The organism is Aliinostoc sp. HNIBRCY26 (genome assembly GCF_050235535.1).
Lineage (GTDB): Bacteria > Cyanobacteriota > Cyanobacteriia > Cyanobacteriales > Nostocaceae > Trichormus.
In genome coordinates this window covers 6565794-6585336 of record NZ_CP189852.1, presented here as the reverse complement: position 1 = coordinate 6585336, position 19543 = coordinate 6565794, and the positions used below count along the sequence as shown (strand labels likewise).

Sequence of the window (19543 nt, the reverse complement as noted above, 5' to 3'; positions counted from 1 at the left end):
ACGCCCCGCTACCGCTAACAGCACGGGCTAACGCCCCGCTACCGCTAACAACACTCACTACTCAGCACTCATTACTCATTACTTATTACTCATTACTCAGCACTCAGAACTTTCAAGTTAGGATAAAGATATATCTTAGGGGGATTTATAAATGGTTACTACGCCAGTAAAAAACCTTACATTTGAAGAATACTTAGCCTATGATGACGGTAGTGGCTTTCACTATGAGTTAGTAGATGGCAGGCTGGAATTAATGAATCCCCCAACGATTGAGCATTTCCTGATTGTTGACTTTTTAGACACCGCATTCAAGGCAGAAATTAAGCGGCTAAGTTTACCTTGGTTAACTTTTCGAGAAACTGGGGTAAGGACGGGAAGAAATAAATCTCGATTAACTGATTTGTCTGTGGTGACACAGGAACAAGCAAGGGAATTAATTAATTTATCAGATGTCTTTGAATCATCACCGTTGTTAATTGTAGAGGTGGTTAGTCCAGATTCTATTAAGCGGGATTATCGTTATAAACGGTCTGAATATGCGGCGGTAGAAGTACCAGAATATTGGATTGTAGATCCGTTAGAGAAAAAGATTTCCGTGCTGTTATTGGAAGAAGGATTTTACGAAGAAACAGTGTTTACTGGTGATGAAAAAATTATCTCACAGACGTTTCCAGAATTAGCGATCGCAGTGGCACAGGTTTTAAAAGCCGGTAATATTTGACCATCAGAAATTACTCATATGTTTTCAATTTCTTGTAGAAAATTTTGTAAAAGTATAGATTCATTATCCTTGCGCCAAACAGCAACTATTTCTAATATTGGTGATTGTTCTTGAATATCACGATAGATTACTCCATTTCGTTGTAAATTTTCGACGTTAGCAGGTAGTAGTGAAATCCCCATTCCTCCTGCAACTAAACTCAAAATTGTTGATATCCAAGCCGCTTCTTGCTTAACTTTAGGCTGAAAACCTGCCTCTTTACAAAGACTATTAATCTGCTCACGTAAGCTATGTAATAGGTGTTCTGGTGGCAAAATAAATTGTTCATTTGCCAATGTCTTCAATGAAATGCTAGTTGTTTTACCAAAACGATGGTTTTCTGGTAAAACGATCACTAGTTTTTCTTTGAGAATACTTTTACTCTCGAAGAGATCATTATTTCTCTGGGTATTTTCTAAATTATGTCGATGAAAGAAGCCTACATCTATTTCTTGATGTCGTAACTTTTCAATTTGTTCGTAGGATGGCATTTCATATAATATTATTTCTACTACTGGAAAATTTTTGTGAAATTTTTTGATGATTTTGGATAGTATGCTATTGGCTATAGATATGTTAATTCCTACATTGATTTGTTCTTTTTCAGCCCTATTTAATTGTTGACATGATTCGATTGTTTGCTCAAATTGATTGAGTATTTGACGAGCTATATTTAAAAAATCATTACCTGCATCTGTTAATCTTAAGGGAGTTTTTTTAGTCTTAAATATTTTGAATTGTAAGCGGTTTTCTAGGGATGTAATCTGTCTACTCAAAAAGGCTTTGTCAATGTTCAAATATTCAGCAGTTTTAGTCAGTCCCTGTTGCTCATATAAAGCGATCGCATACTTTAATTGTAACAAGTCTATTTCATGCCATCTGCTCATTTGTCAGTGACTCCAGATTTTTATTTGTTGAGCATTATATAGCCAACCTAAATCATTGTTGAGGAATCATATCAACGAAATAGTCATCAACTGTTGTCTAAAGCCGGTTATATGATGATGGTTTTTTCAGATATGTTGATGACAACAAAACAAATCGTGCAAGGAAAAACTCGTAATGAAACTTAATAATCATGCTATCAATCGTGTTTTGATTGTGGGTGGAACTCATGGGAACGAGTTGACTGGAGTATATTTAGTCAAACTGTTTCAACAATATCCTGAGTTAATTCGCAGATATACTTTTGAAAGCCTGACTTTTTTGGCTAACCCTCAAGCCATTACAGCAGGAAGACGATACATTGATCAAGATTTAAACCGATGCTTTTTACAGCAAGATTTAGAGGATATCACCCTATCTAATTATGAAGATTTGTTAGCTAAAAATATTAATTATCTATACGGACAAAATGGTAAATATCCTGTGGATTTTGTAGTGGATTTGCATAGTACAACATCCAACATGGGTATAACTATTATTTTAGATAATGATCAACCATTTAATTTGCAGTTGGCTGCTTATTTAATTTCTTTACATCCTGAAATAAAAATTTATAATTCAGGAAAATCTGGACGCGCTGAGAATGGGTTGCGATCGCGTGCTAAATTCGGCATGGGTATTGAAGTTGGTGCAGTAGCTCAAGGTGTTTTAAACGCAGATTTATTTCTCAAAACTCAAACCATAGTTTACGCAACTTTAGACTATTTAGAACTCTACAACCAAAATAAATTACCTGCATTCTCCCATAGTTTTACTGTGTATAGATACATGGAAAAAATTGATTATCCGCGAAATGAACAAGGAGAAATTACAGCCATGATTCATCCGCAGATTCAATTTAAAGATTATCAAGCTTTAAATCCTGGTGATCCTATTTTTTTAACATTTGATGGTCAAACAATAACCTATGCAGGCGAATCTTCAACATATCCAATCTTCGTCAATGAGGCAGCTTACTACGAGCAACGCACAGCAATGTGTTTAACTCAGAAACACCAAATAAAAATTTAAAAAGATTGCACGATGAATTTAGGATTTAAAACAGATGTCTAAGTCTTCATCTAAATTATCAGGATGTGCAGGATTGATAGGAATATTAGTTATTCTATACTGGGGCTACATATTCATATCTTATGTATGCTTAATTAGCCGTTCTGCAAATATCAACTGTCAAAAAATTAGACAAGAATATGTTAGCTGTCAACTAACCAGAAGATATTTACTGGGATTGTGGAATGATACAATACCTGAATTTCAATTATTAGGAAATGATGTCGAAATAGTTGAAAATGAGGGGGGTGAATTTAGAACACTGTACCTGAAAACTGACAAGGGACGTATTAAGTTTCATCAATACGGTTTAAACGAATCTACTGATGCTCCAGAAATAGATGTTTTATTGCATGATTCTAGCAAATCATCTTTAGAAATTAGTCGAGCATGGAATCCACTTTATGATCCTTTGTGTATTATTCTAAGTCCGTTGTTATTTTTTGTTTTTTTGAACGTTATGTATTCAGTATGCAAATCTTCTGTAGAATATCTCGTACGTTAGATAAAGCGGCTAACTACATAATGAATAACTGTTTTATCAGTTACAGAGAATTTTAGATTAAATCCCCGATAGAAAAATCGGGGATCTATCAACTCATATTTATGGATTAAGCTGCTTGGGGTTGAACTAGGTTTTCTGTGCCTTGAACTACAGTAGCAGACTCAATTTTGTCGCCAGCTTTGAGTTTATCTAAGATATCTTTGCCTTCAGTTAGATAACCAAAAACTGAGTAACGACCATCTAACAAGTTACGTCCGGCTGGGGTGAGTTCTGGTTCAAACAGGAAAAAGAAGACTTGGGAAGAACCGCCATTAACTTGGCTTTCAGGACGCGCCATAGCCAATGCACCGAAGGAAGAGAAAGGTAATACTGGCATATCAAGATATCGTCCAGCATCTTCTAAGGTAATGCCGTAGGTGGGTTTTTTATCACCTTCTACGAGAATTTCCAAAGGAATTGCACGATATTGACCTGTTTTGGGGTCAATAAATCCCTGTTCTTTTCCTGGGGGATCTCCTGTTTGTAAAACGTAGGATTCTTCAGAACGGGTAAATTCTAAGCCGTTGTAAAAACCACGTTGGACTAAATCAACGAAGTTACCAGCAGTGACAGGTGCGCTATAACCATCTACAACCAGGGTTAAATCGCCCTTATTGGTTTTAATGGCAATTGTGGCACGCCCTTTGAGTTGAGGGAGGTTGCTGTATTCTTCTGGAACTTCAAAGGGAAATTCTTTAACCATTGATTCTTCCAATAAAGACACCAAATTCAGTAATTTGGCTCTTTCTTGGAGAATTTCTTCTTTGTTTTTGCTTTGGGCTAATTCTTGAATTTTCTGTACGCCAGTTTTTAAGTCATTGAGCCAAGTTTCGGCTTGAGGTTGGCGTTCTTCCGGAACACTTGTTAGGATTTGTGAAGGTTTATCAAGAATGCGGGATGCTTTACTCAGGTCTTTAGAGACAGCACCCCATCGGCGGTTGGCACGCAGTTGGTTAGAGATATCTTCTAAACTAGCTTGCAATTCGCGTACTGGCTTATTATCTATTGGGAGTGCATACCGTAATAGGGCTTTGCCGTCAGTAATGGCGTTTCCAGATGGCAAGGCGGCGTTACTGGAGGGAGTCCAGCCAGCTGTATTTATGCCTAAAAATATTGTTACCAACAGTATTGCCATGAGGCTGTTCTTCAGCCAGGATTTTAATAAATTCAACATGGTATGGCTCAAATGCGTAACTCATGAACATCTTCCCATACATTGAGTAGGGCATGGGGAATGGGGAATGGGGCATGGAAGACAAGGTGGACAAGGTAGAGAATTACTTATAACCAATACCCTGTTTGGCCAATGCCCAAAGACTATGGACTAATGACTAATGACTAATGACTATTGACTAATGACTAATTACCTAATTACTACGCTAGAAGGGTACAATAAATGCCGATTGTCTTCCACGATTTAAAAGCTTCATGATTTCCAGTAACGATTTTCGACCCGGCGTATCAATTGTATTAGATGGGTCTGTCTGGCGGGTGATAGATTTCCTACACGTTAAGCCAGGTAAAGGTTCTGCCTTTGTACGGACAACCATTAAAAACGTCCAAAGCGGCAAGGTTTTAGAACGGACTTTCCGGGCTGGTGAAACTGTACCACAGGCTACTCTCGAAAAACTGACTATGCAGCATACCTATAAAGAGGGCGATGAGTTCGTCTTTATGGATATGGAAACCTACGAAGAGGGTAGATTGAGTGCTGCCCAAATCGGCGATCGCGTTAAATACCTCAAGGAAGGTATGGAAGTTAACGTGATTCGTTGGGGTGAGCAAGTTCTGGAAGTGGAACTGCCTAACTCTGTGGTTTTGGAAGTGGTGCAAACAGATCCAGGTGTTAAAGGTGACACTGCTACAGGTGGCACTAAACCTGCAACTGTGGAAACTGGTGCAATTGTGATGGTTCCTTTGTTTATTTCTCAAGGTGAGCGCATCAAAATTGATACCCGTGAAGACAAATACTTAGGCAGGGAATAAATTTATTCTCTTGGGTATATCCCGATTTCAATCCCTCTAGGGGGATTAATCCCTGCCAAACTTTAAAATGATTCATTTACGGACAGGTCGAGGTTAAAAAAACAGTGCCATTGGACTTTAGTGAAATTCGCCAACTTTTGGAAACTATTGCCCAAAATAATATTTCCGAAGTAACTCTCAAAAGCGATGATTTTGAATTAACAGTGCGTAAGACGGTGACTGTAACTCATCCAGTCGTGTCTGAGTTGCCAACTGTGGCGGCGATCGCACAACCATCACTGCCTATTGTTGCACCAGAAGTGGCTCATCGTGTGGCTGACCATACGGTAGCGAGTTCTAGCGCGCCATCAGGAGCAAGTTCTTCTCCGATTATTGACCAGAAATTAGTAGAAGTGCCTTCCCCAATGGTAGGGACATTTTACCGCGCTCCTGCCCCTGGAGAAGCAGCATTTGTCGAAGTGGGCGATCGCGTCCGCAAAGGTCAAACAGTCTGCATCATCGAAGCGATGAAGCTGATGAACGAAATTGAGGCTGAGATTTCTGGGCAAGTCGTAGAAATTCTCATCCAAAATGGCGAACCTGTAGAATATAACCAACCTTTGATGAGAATTAACCCTGATTAAGTATTAATCTATATAACAAGTGAGTCATTACTCTTAATGAATCATTGTTAAACTTTAAGTCCTGCGGGTTAATCCTGATGAAACAAGCGTTGCCTGTACCGCCAGAAGTAGTGCAACAAGTAGCCGAATACTTCAGCCTCTTAAGTGAGCCGATGCGCTTGCGCCTGTTGCACTTATTGCGGGATGAAGAAAAATGTGTACAAGAGTTGGTAGATGCAACACAAACTTCACAGGCAAACGTGTCCAAACACCTCAAGGTAATGTGGCAAGCAGGAATTTTGAGCCGCCGCAGTGAAGGGACTTGCGCTTACTACAGGGTGGAAGACGAAATGATTTTTGAATTATGTAATCGGGTTTGCGATCGCCTCGCCACAAGGTTAGAACAGCAAGCCCGTAGTTTTAGGGTGTTAAGTAGTAAGAATTAAGGGACTGGGGACTGGGGACTGGGGACTGGGGACTAGGAAAGCAGGGGAAGCAGGGGAAGCAGGGGAAGCAGGGGAAGAAAAACTGCACTCAGCACGCTGCTCAACGCCGCGCTAACAGCACTCAGCACCGGCTAAACGCCGCGCTTCCGCTAACAGCACTCAGCACTCCTCACTCAGCACTCAGCACTCAGCACTCATCGGAGTGGATAATCTTTTTTAAAACTTTCACGGGTTAGAGGTTGTTCTATCTCTACACCTTCGCCGCCTAAAACTTCTAATGGTTTATTGTTGACCTCAATGTACACTTTGGCATTGGGGTTCAAGGTTGTGGCGGTATAAACTACTTGACCGACACGACCCACCATAGAGGTACTACCGCCACCACTGGTAAAATCTTCAGATAAGTTAACGTGGATTTCGTTGTTGTTGTCTACTTTTAGACCTAGTAGTTTTGTACCCTGGGGAATTGTGGTGGAATTTGTGCCTTCTGTGGGGCCTGCTAACAAACTTTGCAAAGCTTGTTCTAAAACTTGGTTGGGTTGACTCACAGCCGCGACTTTAATCGGCTGGGGAACTAACTCTACGCTGCTTTCGTTGGTTTTTAGCCAATAGATATTAGCTGTTTGCTCATTTCCTGGTTGTGTGGTGTATGGCTGCTGCTCAACTTTTTGGGTTGGGGCTGATTGAGGGGGAGACTGTGTTTGGTTAGCAGTTAGCCAAGCCACACCACCACCAACGGCTAAAACTGCTGCGGAGACGACAGCAATCACACCTGGAGATATCCGTTTTGGTTCTTGTTGGTCATTCATGTTTTAAACCTTCCTGACTGGGGGCTGAAATGGTCTGATGTGGAGAAGCAGCCTGGTTAGGGACGATAGCTAAAAGTAGAGAGTTTCCAAAACTTAAATGATAACTTTGTAACTTTAAATTTGGGCTTCTGGATGTGAAAGTTGAGAATTTCTCTGTCAAAATGACTACTGAAAAATCGCAGACAGAATAGAGAGAGGCGGTTACAGGTTAAGAGGTATTTTCATATATCTTAGTGTACGCATCTGATAGTGTTACTAGACAACTGCTCGGTAAATATATGGATTTAATATCCTCATTAAATTGCTGATGTCGTGAGCTTAATTAGTCCCATCTTGTTAGGCTGAAAAATTCCTTTTTATTTCTCATTTTAGAATTTATCCTCTGAATCCGTCACCTGCCCAACTATATAAAACTACAAATCTCATTGTTGCGTCATTTTTTTAACATCTCTCTCAGAAAATGAGCAAGACGCAGAAGCAAGGATATGATTGATTACTCTGCGTCATGAAATTTTAATTTTACTTCTCTGTTGCGGCTTTTATCCACTGCTGGAGCGTAGTCACAACTTCCTCTATAGGAATTTCTTGAGAGTTACGAGTTGCTCTTTCTACAACTTCAACTTTGCCGTTATTAATTGCCCTACCGGTGACGATGCGATAAGGTATCCCAATTAAATCAGCATCTTTAAATTTGACTCCGGCGCGTTCATTGCGGTCATCGAGTAATGTTTCTACTCCTGATTTATTCAGTTCAATGTAAAGTTTTTCCGCAATTTCTAATTGTTGAGCATCATTAATGTTAGGAATTGTCACGATCGCATGATAAGGCGCGATCGCTACTGGCCAGATAATGCCATCCTTATCATAGGATTGCTCAACGGCTGATTGTGCCAACCGCGATACACCCACACCATAACAACCCATAACTAAAGGTTTTTCTTCACCCTGTTCATTAGTATAGGTCGCGCCCATGCTTTGAGAATATTTGATTCCTAATTGAAAGATGTGACCAACCTCTATACCTCTGGCACTTTTTAAGATTTGTTGCGGGTCATGAAGGGCGCGATCGCCTGGTCTAGCTTTACGCACATCTACTACATTTGGAGATAGTTGAAACTGTTCACCCCAATTTGCACCCACGACGTGATAGCCGCTTTCATTAGCACCTGTAATGAAGTTTTTTAACTCAACGGCAGTTTGATCAACTAACCGGACAAATTTAGGATGAATTTGTTTATTAGCAGCGATATAATCATCAGCAATATCAGGTGCAATATAACCTAAAGGTAAAGGTTTTGCTGCCCAAGTTTGTTGAGTTTCGGCACTGGGAACAGTTAAAGACAGTATTGTTTTAGCACCGTAATTAGCTGCTAATTTCGTTAATTCGTTCTGTAATTTCACCTCATTAACTTCTTGATCACTACGAATGCTGACCAGTACCAAAACTGTTAAGCCGTTATCATAAACTGTTTGATAAAGGACATTTTTGACTAATTGGGTGGGAGAAGCATTGAGGAATTTACAAACTTTATCTATGGTTTCTGTTCCTGGTGTTTCCCGTTTTTCAAAACTAGTAAATTGCGAAGATTCAACATCAGCAGGTAAAGAAACAGCTTTTTCGACGTTGGCGGCGTACTTACCATCATCAGTGTAGAGAACTTCATCTTCGCCAGCTTCCGCCAACACCATAAATTCTGTAGAACCAGAACCACCAATTGCACCAGAATCAGCTTCTACAGGACGGAAAGCTAAACCTGCGCGCCGCAGCATATTGCTATATGCTTGATACATATCTTGGTAGGTTTTTTTCAGGCTCTCTTCATCGGCGTGGAAAGAGTAGCCATCTTTCATGATAAATTCCCGACCGCGCATTAAACCGAAGCGGGGGCGAATTTCATCACGGAATTTAGTTTGAATTTGGTAGAGGTGCTGGGGTAGCTGACGGTAAGAACGAATCATATCACGAGCGATCGCGGTAATTACTTCCTCGTGCGTCGGCCCTAACCCTAATTGTTGCTCACGACGGTCAATTAGGGAAAACATAATCCCTTCCGCCTTGGTGTAAGTATCCCAGCGTCCCGACTCCTGCCATAAATCCGAGGGTTGGAGTTGGGGAAGTAAACATTCCTGCGCGCCTGTAGCGTTCATTTCTTCCCGGACAATTTGAGACACCTTTTGCAGTACGCGCCACATCAAAGGTAGATAAGCATAAACACCGCTACCGATGCGACGAATGTAACCAGCACGCAGTAACAACTTATGGCTAGGAATCTCCGCATCAGCCGGATCATCCCGCAGTGTGACGAATAACATTTGTGACAGTCGCATCGTTAGTTTTTTAACTCCTAATTACAAAATCACTAATTTCTGTATCAACTTAAGTACGAAATACTAAGCATGAAGTATGAAGTATAGGGGTGTAAGGGGAAAAAATTCAAAATTCAAAATTCAAAATTCAAAATTAAATTTCCCAGTCCCCAATCCCCAATCCCCAATCCCCAGTCCCCAATCCCCAATCCCTATGATTTACGAAGCACAACCACCTTTAGCATTCATTCCTCCGGCGTTTAATCCTTTGGTATTGCGATGTGTTCACCTGTTGCTACCAACGTGGATACGCACCCAAACTTCTATTAACCAAATTGAAGCAGAGAATGTAGAGGTTTTAGCAAATCTCTATAGCCAGTTTCAAGAGGGAAAAATTCGCTTTTTGTTAGCATTTCGCCATCCTAAAACTGAAGATCCTTGGGGTTTGCTGTATTTACTGTCTCGACTTGTGCCACAGGCCGCACGACAGGAAAATATAGCATTAAAATCGCCAATTCATGCTCATTTTATCTACGATCGCGGTATTCCTCTGTGGGCGGGTGACTATGTTGGCTGGATTGCATCAAAATTAGGTGGGACTCCCATTCAAAGGGGTAAGGCTGACTGGACGGGGTTACGTTCGGCGCGGGATTTGTTCGCGAATGGACAGTTTCCCATGATGGCTGCACCGGAGGGTGGAACTAATGGACTATCAGAAAAGATCAGTCCTATAGAACCAGGAATTGCTCAAATGGGTTTTTGGTGTGCTGAGGATTTGCAAAAGGCTGGACGCACCGAGCAGGTTTTAATTGTACCAGTTGGGATGAAATATAGTTATGTTGATGCACCTTGGAAGGCGATCGCGCAACTTTTAGATGAGTTAGCTGTTACTAGCGGTTTACCTATAGATACACCCGCAGCGAGTCAAGTTCCTGATTTGGAGTTCCTTTATCCCCGACTGTTAACTTTAGCTGAACATCTACTGTCTTTGATGGAACAGTTTTATACGCGCTTTTATCATCTGAAGTTGCCTACAGTCACGGAAGAAGTTAACCTTGACCGTAATCAAGCCTTAGCATTGAGATTACAAGGTTTATTGAATGCAGCTTTAGAAATTGCCGAGCAGTATTTTAATTTACAACCCAAAGGACAATTAATTGATCGTTGTCGGCGAGTAGAGCAAGCTGGATGGAATTATATTTTTCGGGAAGATTATAAGGATATCAAAGGATTGTCTGCTGTGGAAAAAGCATTAGGCGATCGCGTGGCGGAAGAAGCTAACGCTAGAATGTGGCACATGAGATTAGTAGAAAGTTTTGTGGCAGTTTCTGGTAACTATATCCGTGAAAAACCCTCAGTCGAAAGATTCGCCGAAACTGTTTTAATTTTGTGGAAAATGATTGCTCAAATTAAAGGCGATAAATCTTTCCAGCGTCCACCATTAGGTAAACAACGAGTAAAACTAACTATTGGTGAACCCATTTCTGTCTCAGAACGTTACTCAGCCTATAAAGAAAGTCGCTTAGGTGCAAGACAAGCTGTTGCTGATTTTACGAATGATTTACAACAGGCAATGGAAATGTTGATTTAACTGATTAACCACTGCCAAAGGAGCAAAATAATACCTAAATCCTTGTAATTAAAATCAAGTTTGGGTACTTTAAATTTAGCTATGAAACATAATTATGAAATTAGCTTATTTGGTTGCAGCACATAATACACCAAATCATATGTGTAGAATGCTGAAAGCATTGAATAGTGATCATGTTTACTTTTTTATCCACATAGATAAAAAAAGTGACATTCAGCCTTATCAAAAAAACCTGAATTTACCAAATATTACATTCATTCAAGAAAGAATATCTGTATATTGGGGGGAGTTTTCTCAAGTACAAGCAACTATCAATTTAATTAAATCAGCACTTAGCAGTGACATTAAATTTGATTATCTGATTTTAATTAGTGGTAGTGATTATCCTCTAAAAACTCCAAGTCAAATAAGTGATTTTTTTCTCAAAAATTCAGGTAAAGAATTTATCAATTTAGTTGAAATGCCAAACCCAAAAGCATCAAAGATGCTCGATAGGATTTATAAATATCAGATGCAAACGATCATAGATAAGACATATTATCGTACTTTGAATAAAATCATCAACTATGGCATTAACAAAATTATTCGTTGGAGAAGGAATTACAAAAAAGTTTTAGGAGATATGAAGTTATATGCAGGTAGTTCTTGGTGGGCTTTATCAACAGATGCGTGTCATTACATTTTATCCTACATTGATAATCATTCCCCAATGGTGAATTTTTTTAAGAATACATTTTTCCCTGACGAATCTTTTTTCCATACAATTATAGGTAATTCTGAATTTAGCGAAAATGTAACTCGAAATTTGACATATACTCAATGGCAAGCTACTTATCACCCAGAATTCATTAATATAGAACATTTAGAGATGTTCAAGAGGATGGGTACATTAAGAGCAGATGATGTGTATGGCAGAGGTGAGTTATTGTTTGCGAGGAAATTTCATGACAATAGCGCAGAAATTACTCAATTAATTGATGGTTGGATTCGGAATTATGAATAGAGACATGATGATACAGGACTTACGCGAAAATAACGTAACTCCTTCATTATGAGCGATAGGGAAGTCATCTTCCCTGACGCTGAGATTGCTTCCCTACACTTTGTTCCGGTCGCAATGACATTATTAGCCTTGCATAATTCCTATGATAATTATGGCTCTAATTTATCTTTGTCAATAAGCTACTTAGCAGTAGTCATTTCTTGCTGTAAAGGTATGGTAATTACAAATTCAGTTCCGCCTGTGGGAAGTGATAAACATTCTAAAGAGCCACCATGTTTGACTGTAATAATTTGATAGCTAATCGCTAATCCCATCCCTGTACCTTTACCAACAGGTTTAGTGGTAAAGAAAGGGTCAAATATCTGCTGTTTTAAGGTGTCTGGTATTCCTAAACCGTTATCAATAATACTGATTTTGACTTGATGAGAATTGATTAATTGAGTGCGGATGCAAATTTGTGGTTCGGCTTTATCTTTACTACATAATGATTCATCTACAGCGTCAATGGCATTATTGAGGATATTTAAAAAAACTTGATTTAGTTGTCCCGCATAGCATTCAACTAACGGACAATCCCCATACTCTTTAATTACTGCTATTTCTGGGCGTTGGTTATTACCTTTGAGCCGATTTTGTAAAATCATCAAAGTGCTATCGATGCCATCATGAATATTCACTACTTTCATTTCGGCTTCGTCTAAACGGGAAAAGGTTCGCAAAGAAAGTACAATATCTCTAATCCTTTCTGACCCATATTTGACAGATTTGAGGAGTCTAGGCAAGTCGGATTTCAAAAAGTCTAATTCAATCGAATTGGTAAAATCTTCAATTTCTGGTGCAGGTTGGGGATAGTTATTTTGATAGAGTTGCAATAGTGATAGTAACTCTTGTGTATAGTCATCAATGTGATTGAGGTTGCCGTAAATAAAGCTGGCAGGATTGTTGATTTCGTGTGCTACTCCTGCTACTAATTGACCCAAACTAGACATTTTTTCACTGTGAACTAGCTGAATTTGAGTATGTTGTAATTCTTTGAGTGTTTGCTGAAGTTTTTGGGTTTGTTGGCGCAATTGGGTTTCTGAATCCTGTAGGGCTATTTCTGCTTGTCTGCGTGCAGTAATATCGCGAAAATACCAAATTCTACCAAAATATTCTCCTGTACCAGAGCCAATCGGTGCGGAATATCTCTCAAAAGTTTTACCGGATTTGAGTTTGATTTCATCATGGCTACGTGCGTCTGGATGATCATAGAGGTACTCTACCTTAGCGAGAAATTCTTCTGGGTTTTCTAGTTGGTTGATTACCCATTCTAGAAGTAAGCGATCGCTCCCAGTCTGGATTAATTCCCCAGGAAGTTGCCATAATTCACAAAATCGCTGATTATATGAAGCTACTTGGCGATTTTCATCAATTACTAAAATAGCATCAATGGCAGCTTCCTTTTGGGCTTGGAGTATGGCATTAGTGCGGCGCAGGGTAGCCTCGGCTTGTTTAATTTGGGTAATGTTAGTGGCTGTACCAGTAATGCCGGTAATTTGGCCTTCTTCATCCTTTAAGGCGATCGCATGACACAATAGGTTCAGCGTACTATCATCCTTAGCTAAAACCAGCGTTTCATAATTACCTAAATACTCTCCTGCTAGTAGGCGGGAAATAATTTCTAATTCTTTGTCAATTGCTGCTGGTGGAACAAATTCACTATAATGACGACCAATCATTTCCTCTGGTTCATAGCCATAGATGTTTTTGACAGCTGGATTCACAAATCTCCAATTTCCTTGAACATCTAGCGACCAAATTATATCTTGGGAAGTTTCTACCAAGTGACGATACTTACTTTCACTTTCTTTGAGGGCTTGTTTTATCTGTATGCGCTTGATACCCAACGCCACTTCATTAGTAGCTAAATTTAAAGCTTCTAGGATTGATTCCGGTAAAGCTTGACGAGAAAACATTGCCATCACGCCAATTAAATTCCCATCCAAAATTAAAGGATATCCAGCAAAAGCTACCATCCCTTGTTCTTTTGCCCAAACTTTATTCCCTACACGGGGATCAGTTAAAACCTGATTCGTCAAGTGAGGTTGGCGTTCTTCAGCAATTAAGCCGATTTTAAACATACCCACAGGAACACGACTATGATCCCCGTCGATATGAGTATAAATTCCCGAACTAGCTTGAAGTTCTAAGACGTTTTCCGCTTCGTTTAACGTCCAAATACGTGCAAAGGCTGCATTTAAATGCTTCACCATTGCATCGGTACAGCACTTGAGTGTGGTTTGGAGATTGTAACTTTGGGTAATTGCAGAATTTATCTCTACCCGAAAAGCCGCTAAAGATGCTTTTTCTGCTAATGCTGCTTCTGCTTGTTTCCTAACTGTGATATCTTGAACTGTCCCTAAAATCCCAATGATATTACCTTCACAATCTTTGAGGAAAATCTTATTAGTTTCTAACCATAAAGATGTTTGATCTTCTGGCTGTTGATATTCCGAAATCTCATATTTACAGGTATGATTTGCCAGGAGTTCTGGTAAATCTTTAACACAAGCCAGTCGGATATTTTGCTGATAGGAATTAGATATTTCTTGATGCCAAGGTAGTTGACAGTCACTTTTATTGATAATCTCCGTAGGGGAATTAATTCCCACTAAATCAGCAAATTTCTGGTTACAACCTGAATAGACAAAATCGCGATTTTGCCAAAAAATTCCTTGAGGAATATTATCTATTACTGCTTGTAATAGCTGTTTAGAGGCATATAAATCCTCTGCTATTTGCTTGTACTTAGTTATGTCATGTATTGTTGTCACCAAAAACTGATTGTGGCTTTCATCCTCAAATAAACATTTTTTAGTGAGTACCCAACGTATTACACCAGCATCATCCGTCAGTTTTTCCTCATACTCTGAATTGATACCTTGAGTAAAAACTAATTCCTCTTGCTCCCATAGACTATCTGCTGCGGCTTGGGGTAACAAGTCATAATCAGATCTGCCAATAAATTGTTCTCGGCTACATTTCATTAAGTGACAATAGGCATCATTTAGCAATATGAACTGATGTTGACGGTTTTTTACGCAAATAGCGTCAGATATGGCGTTAAACATTAAAAAATGCGACTCCGTAGACGGATGATATTTGTGTTGTTTTTAATCAAGGTGAAGGTAAATAACTGTATGATTAAATACTGACTTAGTGAATATATAGTAATATTCACATAGGAACTTTTGTAGTGTAATTATACTTATTTGTAGTATTAATCACTAATTAGAGTGCTGATTGCTGAGTGGGGAGTGGGGAGTGAGGAGTGATTAGTTTTTCTTCTCTGCTTCCTCTTGCTTCCGCAAAGCAATGGGATACTCTTGTAGTTGTAATTCCCTTCGGGTGTGGCTGAATTTAGCAATAATTTTTGAAGATGTGTCCTATCGGTGTTCGTACCAGTAATTCAACGGTTGCTTTAGAAACAGGTACAGCGAAACTGTGGCTGTTGTTGGTAGGAGTGAATCAATATCAGGATGAGCAAATACCTAGTTTGCGTTACCCTGCTGTAGATTGTCAGGGTTTAGGAATGGCGTTAGATGCAGCCACCCAAGGATTCCCCGAACGAGAGTTAAAAATTTACCATGATTTTGGGGAGCAGCCTTTATTGGAGAATGTACGCTTGAGTCTCAAAACAATGGCGGCTGCAACTAAACCCAATGACACTATTTTGTTTTACTTTTCTGGACATGGGATGCTTGAGCCATCAAGTAAACAGGTGGTGTTATGTCTCCAAGATACTCAAACAGACGACTTAATTAATACAGGGTTAAATTTACAAGAATTATTACAGGTGTTAGCTGATTGTGCAGCTGGGCAACAATTAGTTTGGTTGGATGCTTGCCATAGTGGTAATTTGAGCTTTTTGGGTGCGAGAGGTGAAATATCGACGGAATTGAACCCTACACCAGAGTTAGTGGAACTATTACGACAACGCGCCAGCAAACAAACAGGATTTTATGCTTTATTATCTTGCGATCGCCAGCAGCAATCTTGGGAATTTCCACAGTTGGGGCATGGTGTATTTACATACTATTTAATTCGGGGATTACGGGGAGAAGCGGCAGACTCCCAAGGTATCATTGCAGCTGATAGTTTATACCGTTATGTCTATCAACAGACTGTAGCCTATATTCAAAAAGCCAATCAGCAATTACGAGTCATTAACCAACTCAAAAAAGGCCGGGGGGAAAATTCCATCCATGCTGAATATCCCTCCCAAACACCGAAGCGCATTGTTGAAGGTGTGGGAGAGGTAATTTTAGGAATTAAACCCCTCCCAAAAGGGATCACCAGACATCCACGACAAGCACTGATTGTAGAAGGACTCCCCAAAAACAACATCCCTTCTGCTTTGTGCAGTATTTTCCAGACTGCGGGGGACTTTACCACCAATTCTTGGACTGTGGGAGGTAAAAACGCCAGTGCAGATATTCACAAAGCCATTCAAAAATGTCTGTTGTCAGAATCTTTTGCGGAATCTTCCCCAGATGCGGCTATTGGCATAGACACCGCCACCGTGTTGTTATATCTGCGAGGTAACATTCAGGAAACACCAAGCAGCGAAGCCATCTTTGTGTTAGCTAATGATATTACTATTAATCGTTCCTGGTTGAGAAAACAATTACGGCGTTGCACTTCCCAACAGATTATTATTTTAGATTGTCCTGGACAAGCTGCTATTGGTGTGGCATCAGTGCGGGAGTGGGTAGAAGAATTGCAATTAGGAACAGATATCGGTCAATGTTTAATTGCTTGTGCTACCCCAGCTACACAACCAGAACAATTTGCTAAGGCTGTGCAGAAGATTTTAACTCCTACAACTCCCCATACAGGATTAACCGCAGCCGGATTAATTACCCAATTACAATTAGATTTAGCCGCCACAGATAATCAGTTGTATTTTTGGTTATCTGGTTCCCAGGGAATCATCGAAGTTTTACCAGAAACTACCTTGGTAGTGGGTGAGAGTGTTAGCCAAAATCAAGAGGATAGCGATGATTTGAGTTCCTCTGTGGGTGTAGACTATACAACCTTGCGAGACTTATTAAAAGCTCAAAGATGGTTAGAGGCGGATGGGGAAACTACAAACTTGATGCTCAAGGTAGCTCATCGCGAACAACAAGGCCAATTAGACTTAGACAGTCTAGCTAACTTTCCCCGCACAGACTTATTTACAATAGATAAACTGTGGGTGAAATACAGTCAAGGACGCTTTGGTTTTAGCGTGCAGCAGCGCATCTGGCAGAGTTTACAAGGGAATAGTCCTAATGATCCCGTCATGGCATTAATGATTGGCAACAAAAAAGCCGCCGCCGCCGAAACCTGTATTGATTTTGGTCATCGGGTAAGATGGCGTGAGAAAGATGCTTGGGTAAATTACACAGATTTTATTGCTGATGACAACGCCCCCGCAGGATATTTACCATATTACGGCTTTTTTGCACCAGTTTGGCGAGTCAAAGTTTTAGGTGTGTGGGAATGGCATAGTGCGATCGCCACTGCCTCTTGGTGGCAATTATGTGAGGCTTTGTTGGGAGTGCTGAGTGATGAGCGCTGAGTGCTAAGTGGGGAATGTAAGCAAGCTGTGCGTAGCGTCTCTTGTTGTGTAGCTTGCTTCCCGTAATAACGGGAATTGCGTTAGCGTACTACTCCGTGGAAGCAAGCTACGCGGTAGCGTCTCGTAGAGAAGCGGGGCGTTAGTCCATTGCGAACTGCGAATTGCGAATTGCGAATTGCGAATTGGTTCTATTCTTGCACCCAAACGGATACAGAACCACCTAAGCAACGAAATTCACCCCAACCCCATTCGTTGGTATATACGGGTTCTTTGATGTGCTGTGTTAAATCAACGAATTTTGTGTTGGGTTTACCAACTTCCATCCATTTATTACCTGCTGCGCCATCACTCATAATTACAGCCATTGCTTGGGGATGATCTTGATCACCTAAGCGAGTCCAGCCGATAGTATTCCAATGATCGAAATAATCGTACTGTGGCCCATAGGCATAATGCTTGCGTGCGTACATTAACTTGTCAATTATCCAACGGTGAGAGGGCATAAAAATCTTGTAGCGATTGCCATCTTTTCCCCAGTCTTCATATTCTGCACCGTAGTAATCGGCATGAAAGACGCAAGGATAACCTTCTTGTCTTAACAAAATAATGGCGTAGGCTAGGGGTTTAAACCAAGGTTCAACTACAGATTCCAATGCTTGTAATGGTTGTGAATCATGATTCTCTACAAATGTCACAGCATGGGTAGGACGTTTTTGCATCATTGTGCCATCTAAAATCCGGCGCATATCATAATTGCCTCCAGATTTACTGGCTTGATGGAAGTTGTAATGTAGTGGTACATCAAAAACTGACATTTTGCCCCGAACAGCATCAACATACCAAAGTAGAGTATTCACATCGTTGTACCAATACTCTCCAACAAAGAATAAGTCCTTACCAGCGTGGCGTTCTAGTTCATCTATCCATTGGGGAAAGAACCAAGCTGAAATATGTTTAATGGCATCTAAACGGAAACCGTTGACATTTGTGTTATCAAGATACCACTTACCCCAATATGTGATTTCACCCCTTACCCAATCATTTTGAAAATCGAGGTCACAACCCATTAAATAGGCAAAATTACCGTTTTCTAAGGCTACATAATCATCAAATTTTTTGCCTTCTAGTAAATAAATCGTGCTGCGATCGCCACTGTTATATTCGTTATAATCAACTGCATCAAAATGCCACCAGTGCCACTCAAAATTAGAATATTTTCCTTGTCTTCCAGGGAAAGAATAATGAGTGTATGTCTTAATATTTTGCAACCCGCCTTTAGGATTCAGGCGGTTATCTTGAGGAAAAGGTGTTGCGTTTGGTGTTTCTACTCCATCACCACCCATCTTATGATTTAGCACTGCATCTGCATAAACTTGTAAACCATGCGTTTGCAGAGATTTAATCGCATCAATATATTGCTGACGCGTACCGTATTTTGTTCTGACAGAGCCTTTTTGATCAAACTCACCTAAGTCGAATAAATCGTAAACACCATACCCTACATCATACGCATCGGCAAATCCTTTATAGGCTGGTGGCAGCCACAAAGCTGTAAAACCTGCTTCTGCTAATTCGGCGGCGGAAAACTCTACTTTGTTCCACAAATTGCCATCATTAGGGATGTACCAGTGGAAATATTGCATCATTGTGCCGTTAATTTGTGCCATATTATTGTTATGTCTGTAAATATCTTCTTGAAAGAAAACTACAGCAGTAATCTATGGCAATTCGGAATTATCAATGTGATTTATAAGCGATAATCTGGAAGAAATATTTAAGAAAATCAGCTACAGATTATTAATTGTGAACCCAAGCTACTAATCTCAAATCAATCAGAACACAAGCTCATAATTCACAGTGATTTGTTATTCAAAACCCCAACCTTTTCAAAAAGTCGG

Annotated in this window: 15 protein-coding genes; 9 read left to right on the top strand and 6 right to left on the bottom strand. The window is 40.0% G+C overall.

What is annotated here, in order from left to right; genetic code table 11:
• Positions 1-151 precede the first annotated feature (151 nt).
• Positions 152-721, top strand: a complete 570-nt coding sequence (locus ACQFX9_RS27765) for a Uma2 family endonuclease (protein WP_427159747.1) — start codon at positions 152-154, stop codon at positions 719-721.
• Between the two features lie 14 nt (positions 722-735).
• Here the strand turns inward: ACQFX9_RS27765 and ACQFX9_RS27760 are convergent, their stop codons facing one another.
• Positions 736-1647, bottom strand: a complete 912-nt coding sequence (locus tag ACQFX9_RS27760; protein WP_427159746.1) for a LysR family transcriptional regulator — start codon at positions 1645-1647, stop codon at positions 736-738.
• A gap of 175 nt (positions 1648-1822) precedes the next feature.
• On the opposite strand from ACQFX9_RS27760, the gene ACQFX9_RS27755 reads away from it, so the two are divergent.
• Entirely contained in the window at positions 1823-2716 is an 894-nt protein-coding gene (locus tag ACQFX9_RS27755; RefSeq protein WP_427159745.1) for an aspartoacylase, read from the top strand.
• 34 nt (positions 2717-2750) lie between these two features.
• Positions 2751-3260, top strand: coding sequence for a hypothetical protein (locus ACQFX9_RS27750; RefSeq protein WP_427159744.1), 510 nt, complete (start codon positions 2751-2753; stop codon positions 3258-3260).
• 106 nt (positions 3261-3366) lie between these two features.
• Here ACQFX9_RS27750 and ACQFX9_RS27745 read toward each other — a convergent pair whose 3' ends face one another.
• Positions 3367-4473: a peptidylprolyl isomerase gene (locus tag ACQFX9_RS27745; protein WP_427159743.1), complete on the bottom strand. Its 1107-nt coding sequence runs from the start codon at positions 4471-4473 to the stop codon at positions 3367-3369.
• Positions 4474-4727: 254 nt separating this feature from the next.
• Here ACQFX9_RS27745 and efp point away from each other — a divergent pair, with 254 nt between their 5' ends.
• The 3 genes from efp (at position 4728) to ACQFX9_RS27730 (ending at position 6333) form a co-directional block, all read left to right on the top strand.
• The gene (gene efp, locus ACQFX9_RS27740) at positions 4728-5285 is read left to right on the top strand and encodes an elongation factor P (protein WP_236143307.1); all 558 of its coding nucleotides are present in this window, start codon (positions 4728-4730) and stop codon (positions 5283-5285) included.
• A gap of 104 nt (positions 5286-5389) precedes the next feature.
• Positions 5390-5908 carry an acetyl-CoA carboxylase biotin carboxyl carrier protein gene (gene accB / locus ACQFX9_RS27735; RefSeq protein ID WP_427159742.1) on the top strand — a complete coding sequence of 173 codons (519 nt, stop codon included), beginning with the start codon at positions 5390-5392 and terminating at the stop codon, positions 5906-5908.
• A 77-nt stretch (positions 5909-5985) separates the two neighbouring features.
• The gene (locus ACQFX9_RS27730; protein ID WP_103136149.1) at positions 5986-6333 is read left to right on the top strand and encodes an ArsR/SmtB family transcription factor; all 348 of its coding nucleotides are present in this window, start codon (positions 5986-5988) and stop codon (positions 6331-6333) included.
• Positions 6334-6527: 194 nt separating this feature from the next.
• Here ACQFX9_RS27730 and ACQFX9_RS27725 read toward each other — a convergent pair whose 3' ends face one another.
• Both ACQFX9_RS27725 and ACQFX9_RS27720 read right to left on the bottom strand, forming a co-directional pair.
• On the bottom strand, positions 6528-7142 hold the full coding sequence (locus ACQFX9_RS27725; RefSeq protein ID WP_427159741.1) for a GerMN domain-containing protein: 615 nt from the start codon (positions 7140-7142) through the stop codon (positions 6528-6530).
• Positions 7143-7661: 519 nt separating this feature from the next.
• Entirely contained in the window at positions 7662-9470 is a 1809-nt protein-coding gene (locus ACQFX9_RS27720) for a proline--tRNA ligase (protein WP_427159740.1), read from the bottom strand.
• 193 nt (positions 9471-9663) lie between these two features.
• On the opposite strand from ACQFX9_RS27720, the gene ACQFX9_RS27715 reads away from it, so the two are divergent.
• Entirely contained in the window at positions 9664-11040 is a 1377-nt protein-coding gene (locus ACQFX9_RS27715; protein WP_427159739.1) for a 1-acyl-sn-glycerol-3-phosphate acyltransferase, read from the top strand.
• 94 nt (positions 11041-11134) lie between these two features.
• Complete coding sequence (locus ACQFX9_RS27710; protein ID WP_427159738.1) at positions 11135-12043, top strand: beta-1,6-N-acetylglucosaminyltransferase; 909 nt, start codon at positions 11135-11137, stop codon at positions 12041-12043.
• Between the two features lie 179 nt (positions 12044-12222).
• Here the strand turns inward: ACQFX9_RS27710 and ACQFX9_RS27705 are convergent, their stop codons facing one another.
• Positions 12223-15153: a PAS domain S-box protein gene (locus tag ACQFX9_RS27705; RefSeq protein WP_427159737.1), complete on the bottom strand. Its 2931-nt coding sequence runs from the start codon at positions 15151-15153 to the stop codon at positions 12223-12225.
• Between the two features lie 308 nt (positions 15154-15461).
• Here ACQFX9_RS27705 and ACQFX9_RS27700 point away from each other — a divergent pair, with 308 nt between their 5' ends.
• Positions 15462-17645 carry a GUN4 domain-containing protein gene (locus tag ACQFX9_RS27700; RefSeq protein ID WP_427163021.1) on the top strand — a complete coding sequence of 728 codons (2184 nt, stop codon included), beginning with the start codon at positions 15462-15464 and terminating at the stop codon, positions 17643-17645.
• Positions 17646-17833: 188 nt separating this feature from the next.
• Here the strand turns inward: ACQFX9_RS27700 and ACQFX9_RS27695 are convergent, their stop codons facing one another.
• Positions 17834-19312, bottom strand: coding sequence for an alpha-amylase (locus tag ACQFX9_RS27695; RefSeq protein WP_427159736.1), 1479 nt, complete (start codon positions 19310-19312; stop codon positions 17834-17836).
• Positions 19313-19543: the final 231 nt, after the last annotated feature.

What these genes read in the sequence shown, in the direction of transcription:
- ACQFX9_RS27765 (WP_427159747.1), top strand. Translation starts at nt 152, where the DNA reads ATGGTTACTACGCCAGTAAAAAACCTTACATTTGAAGAATACTTAGCC.
- ACQFX9_RS27760 (WP_427159746.1), bottom strand. Translation starts at nt 1,647, where the DNA reads ATGAGCAGATGGCATGAAATAGACTTGTTACAATTAAAGTATGCGATC.
- ACQFX9_RS27755 (WP_427159745.1), top strand. Translation starts at nt 1,823, where the DNA reads ATGAAACTTAATAATCATGCTATCAATCGTGTTTTGATTGTGGGTGGA.
- ACQFX9_RS27750 (WP_427159744.1), top strand. Translation starts at nt 2,751, where the DNA reads ATGTCTAAGTCTTCATCTAAATTATCAGGATGTGCAGGATTGATAGGA.
- ACQFX9_RS27745 (WP_427159743.1), bottom strand. Translation starts at nt 4,473, where the DNA reads ATGTTGAATTTATTAAAATCCTGGCTGAAGAACAGCCTCATGGCAATA.
- efp (WP_236143307.1), top strand. Translation starts at nt 4,728, where the DNA reads ATGATTTCCAGTAACGATTTTCGACCCGGCGTATCAATTGTATTAGAT.
- ACQFX9_RS27730 (WP_103136149.1), top strand. Translation starts at nt 5,986, where the DNA reads ATGAAACAAGCGTTGCCTGTACCGCCAGAAGTAGTGCAACAAGTAGCC.
- ACQFX9_RS27725 (WP_427159741.1), bottom strand. Translation starts at nt 7,142, where the DNA reads ATGAATGACCAACAAGAACCAAAACGGATATCTCCAGGTGTGATTGCT.
- ACQFX9_RS27720 (WP_427159740.1), bottom strand. Translation starts at nt 9,470, where the DNA reads ATGCGACTGTCACAAATGTTATTCGTCACACTGCGGGATGATCCGGCT.
- ACQFX9_RS27715 (WP_427159739.1), top strand. Translation starts at nt 9,664, where the DNA reads ATGATTTACGAAGCACAACCACCTTTAGCATTCATTCCTCCGGCGTTT.
- ACQFX9_RS27710 (WP_427159738.1), top strand. Translation starts at nt 11,135, where the DNA reads ATGAAATTAGCTTATTTGGTTGCAGCACATAATACACCAAATCATATG.
- ACQFX9_RS27705 (WP_427159737.1), bottom strand. Translation starts at nt 15,153, where the DNA reads ATGTTTAACGCCATATCTGACGCTATTTGCGTAAAAAACCGTCAACAT.
- ACQFX9_RS27700 (WP_427163021.1), top strand. Translation starts at nt 15,462, where the DNA reads ATGTGTCCTATCGGTGTTCGTACCAGTAATTCAACGGTTGCTTTAGAA.
- ACQFX9_RS27695 (WP_427159736.1), bottom strand. Translation starts at nt 19,312, where the DNA reads ATGGCACAAATTAACGGCACAATGATGCAATATTTCCACTGGTACATC.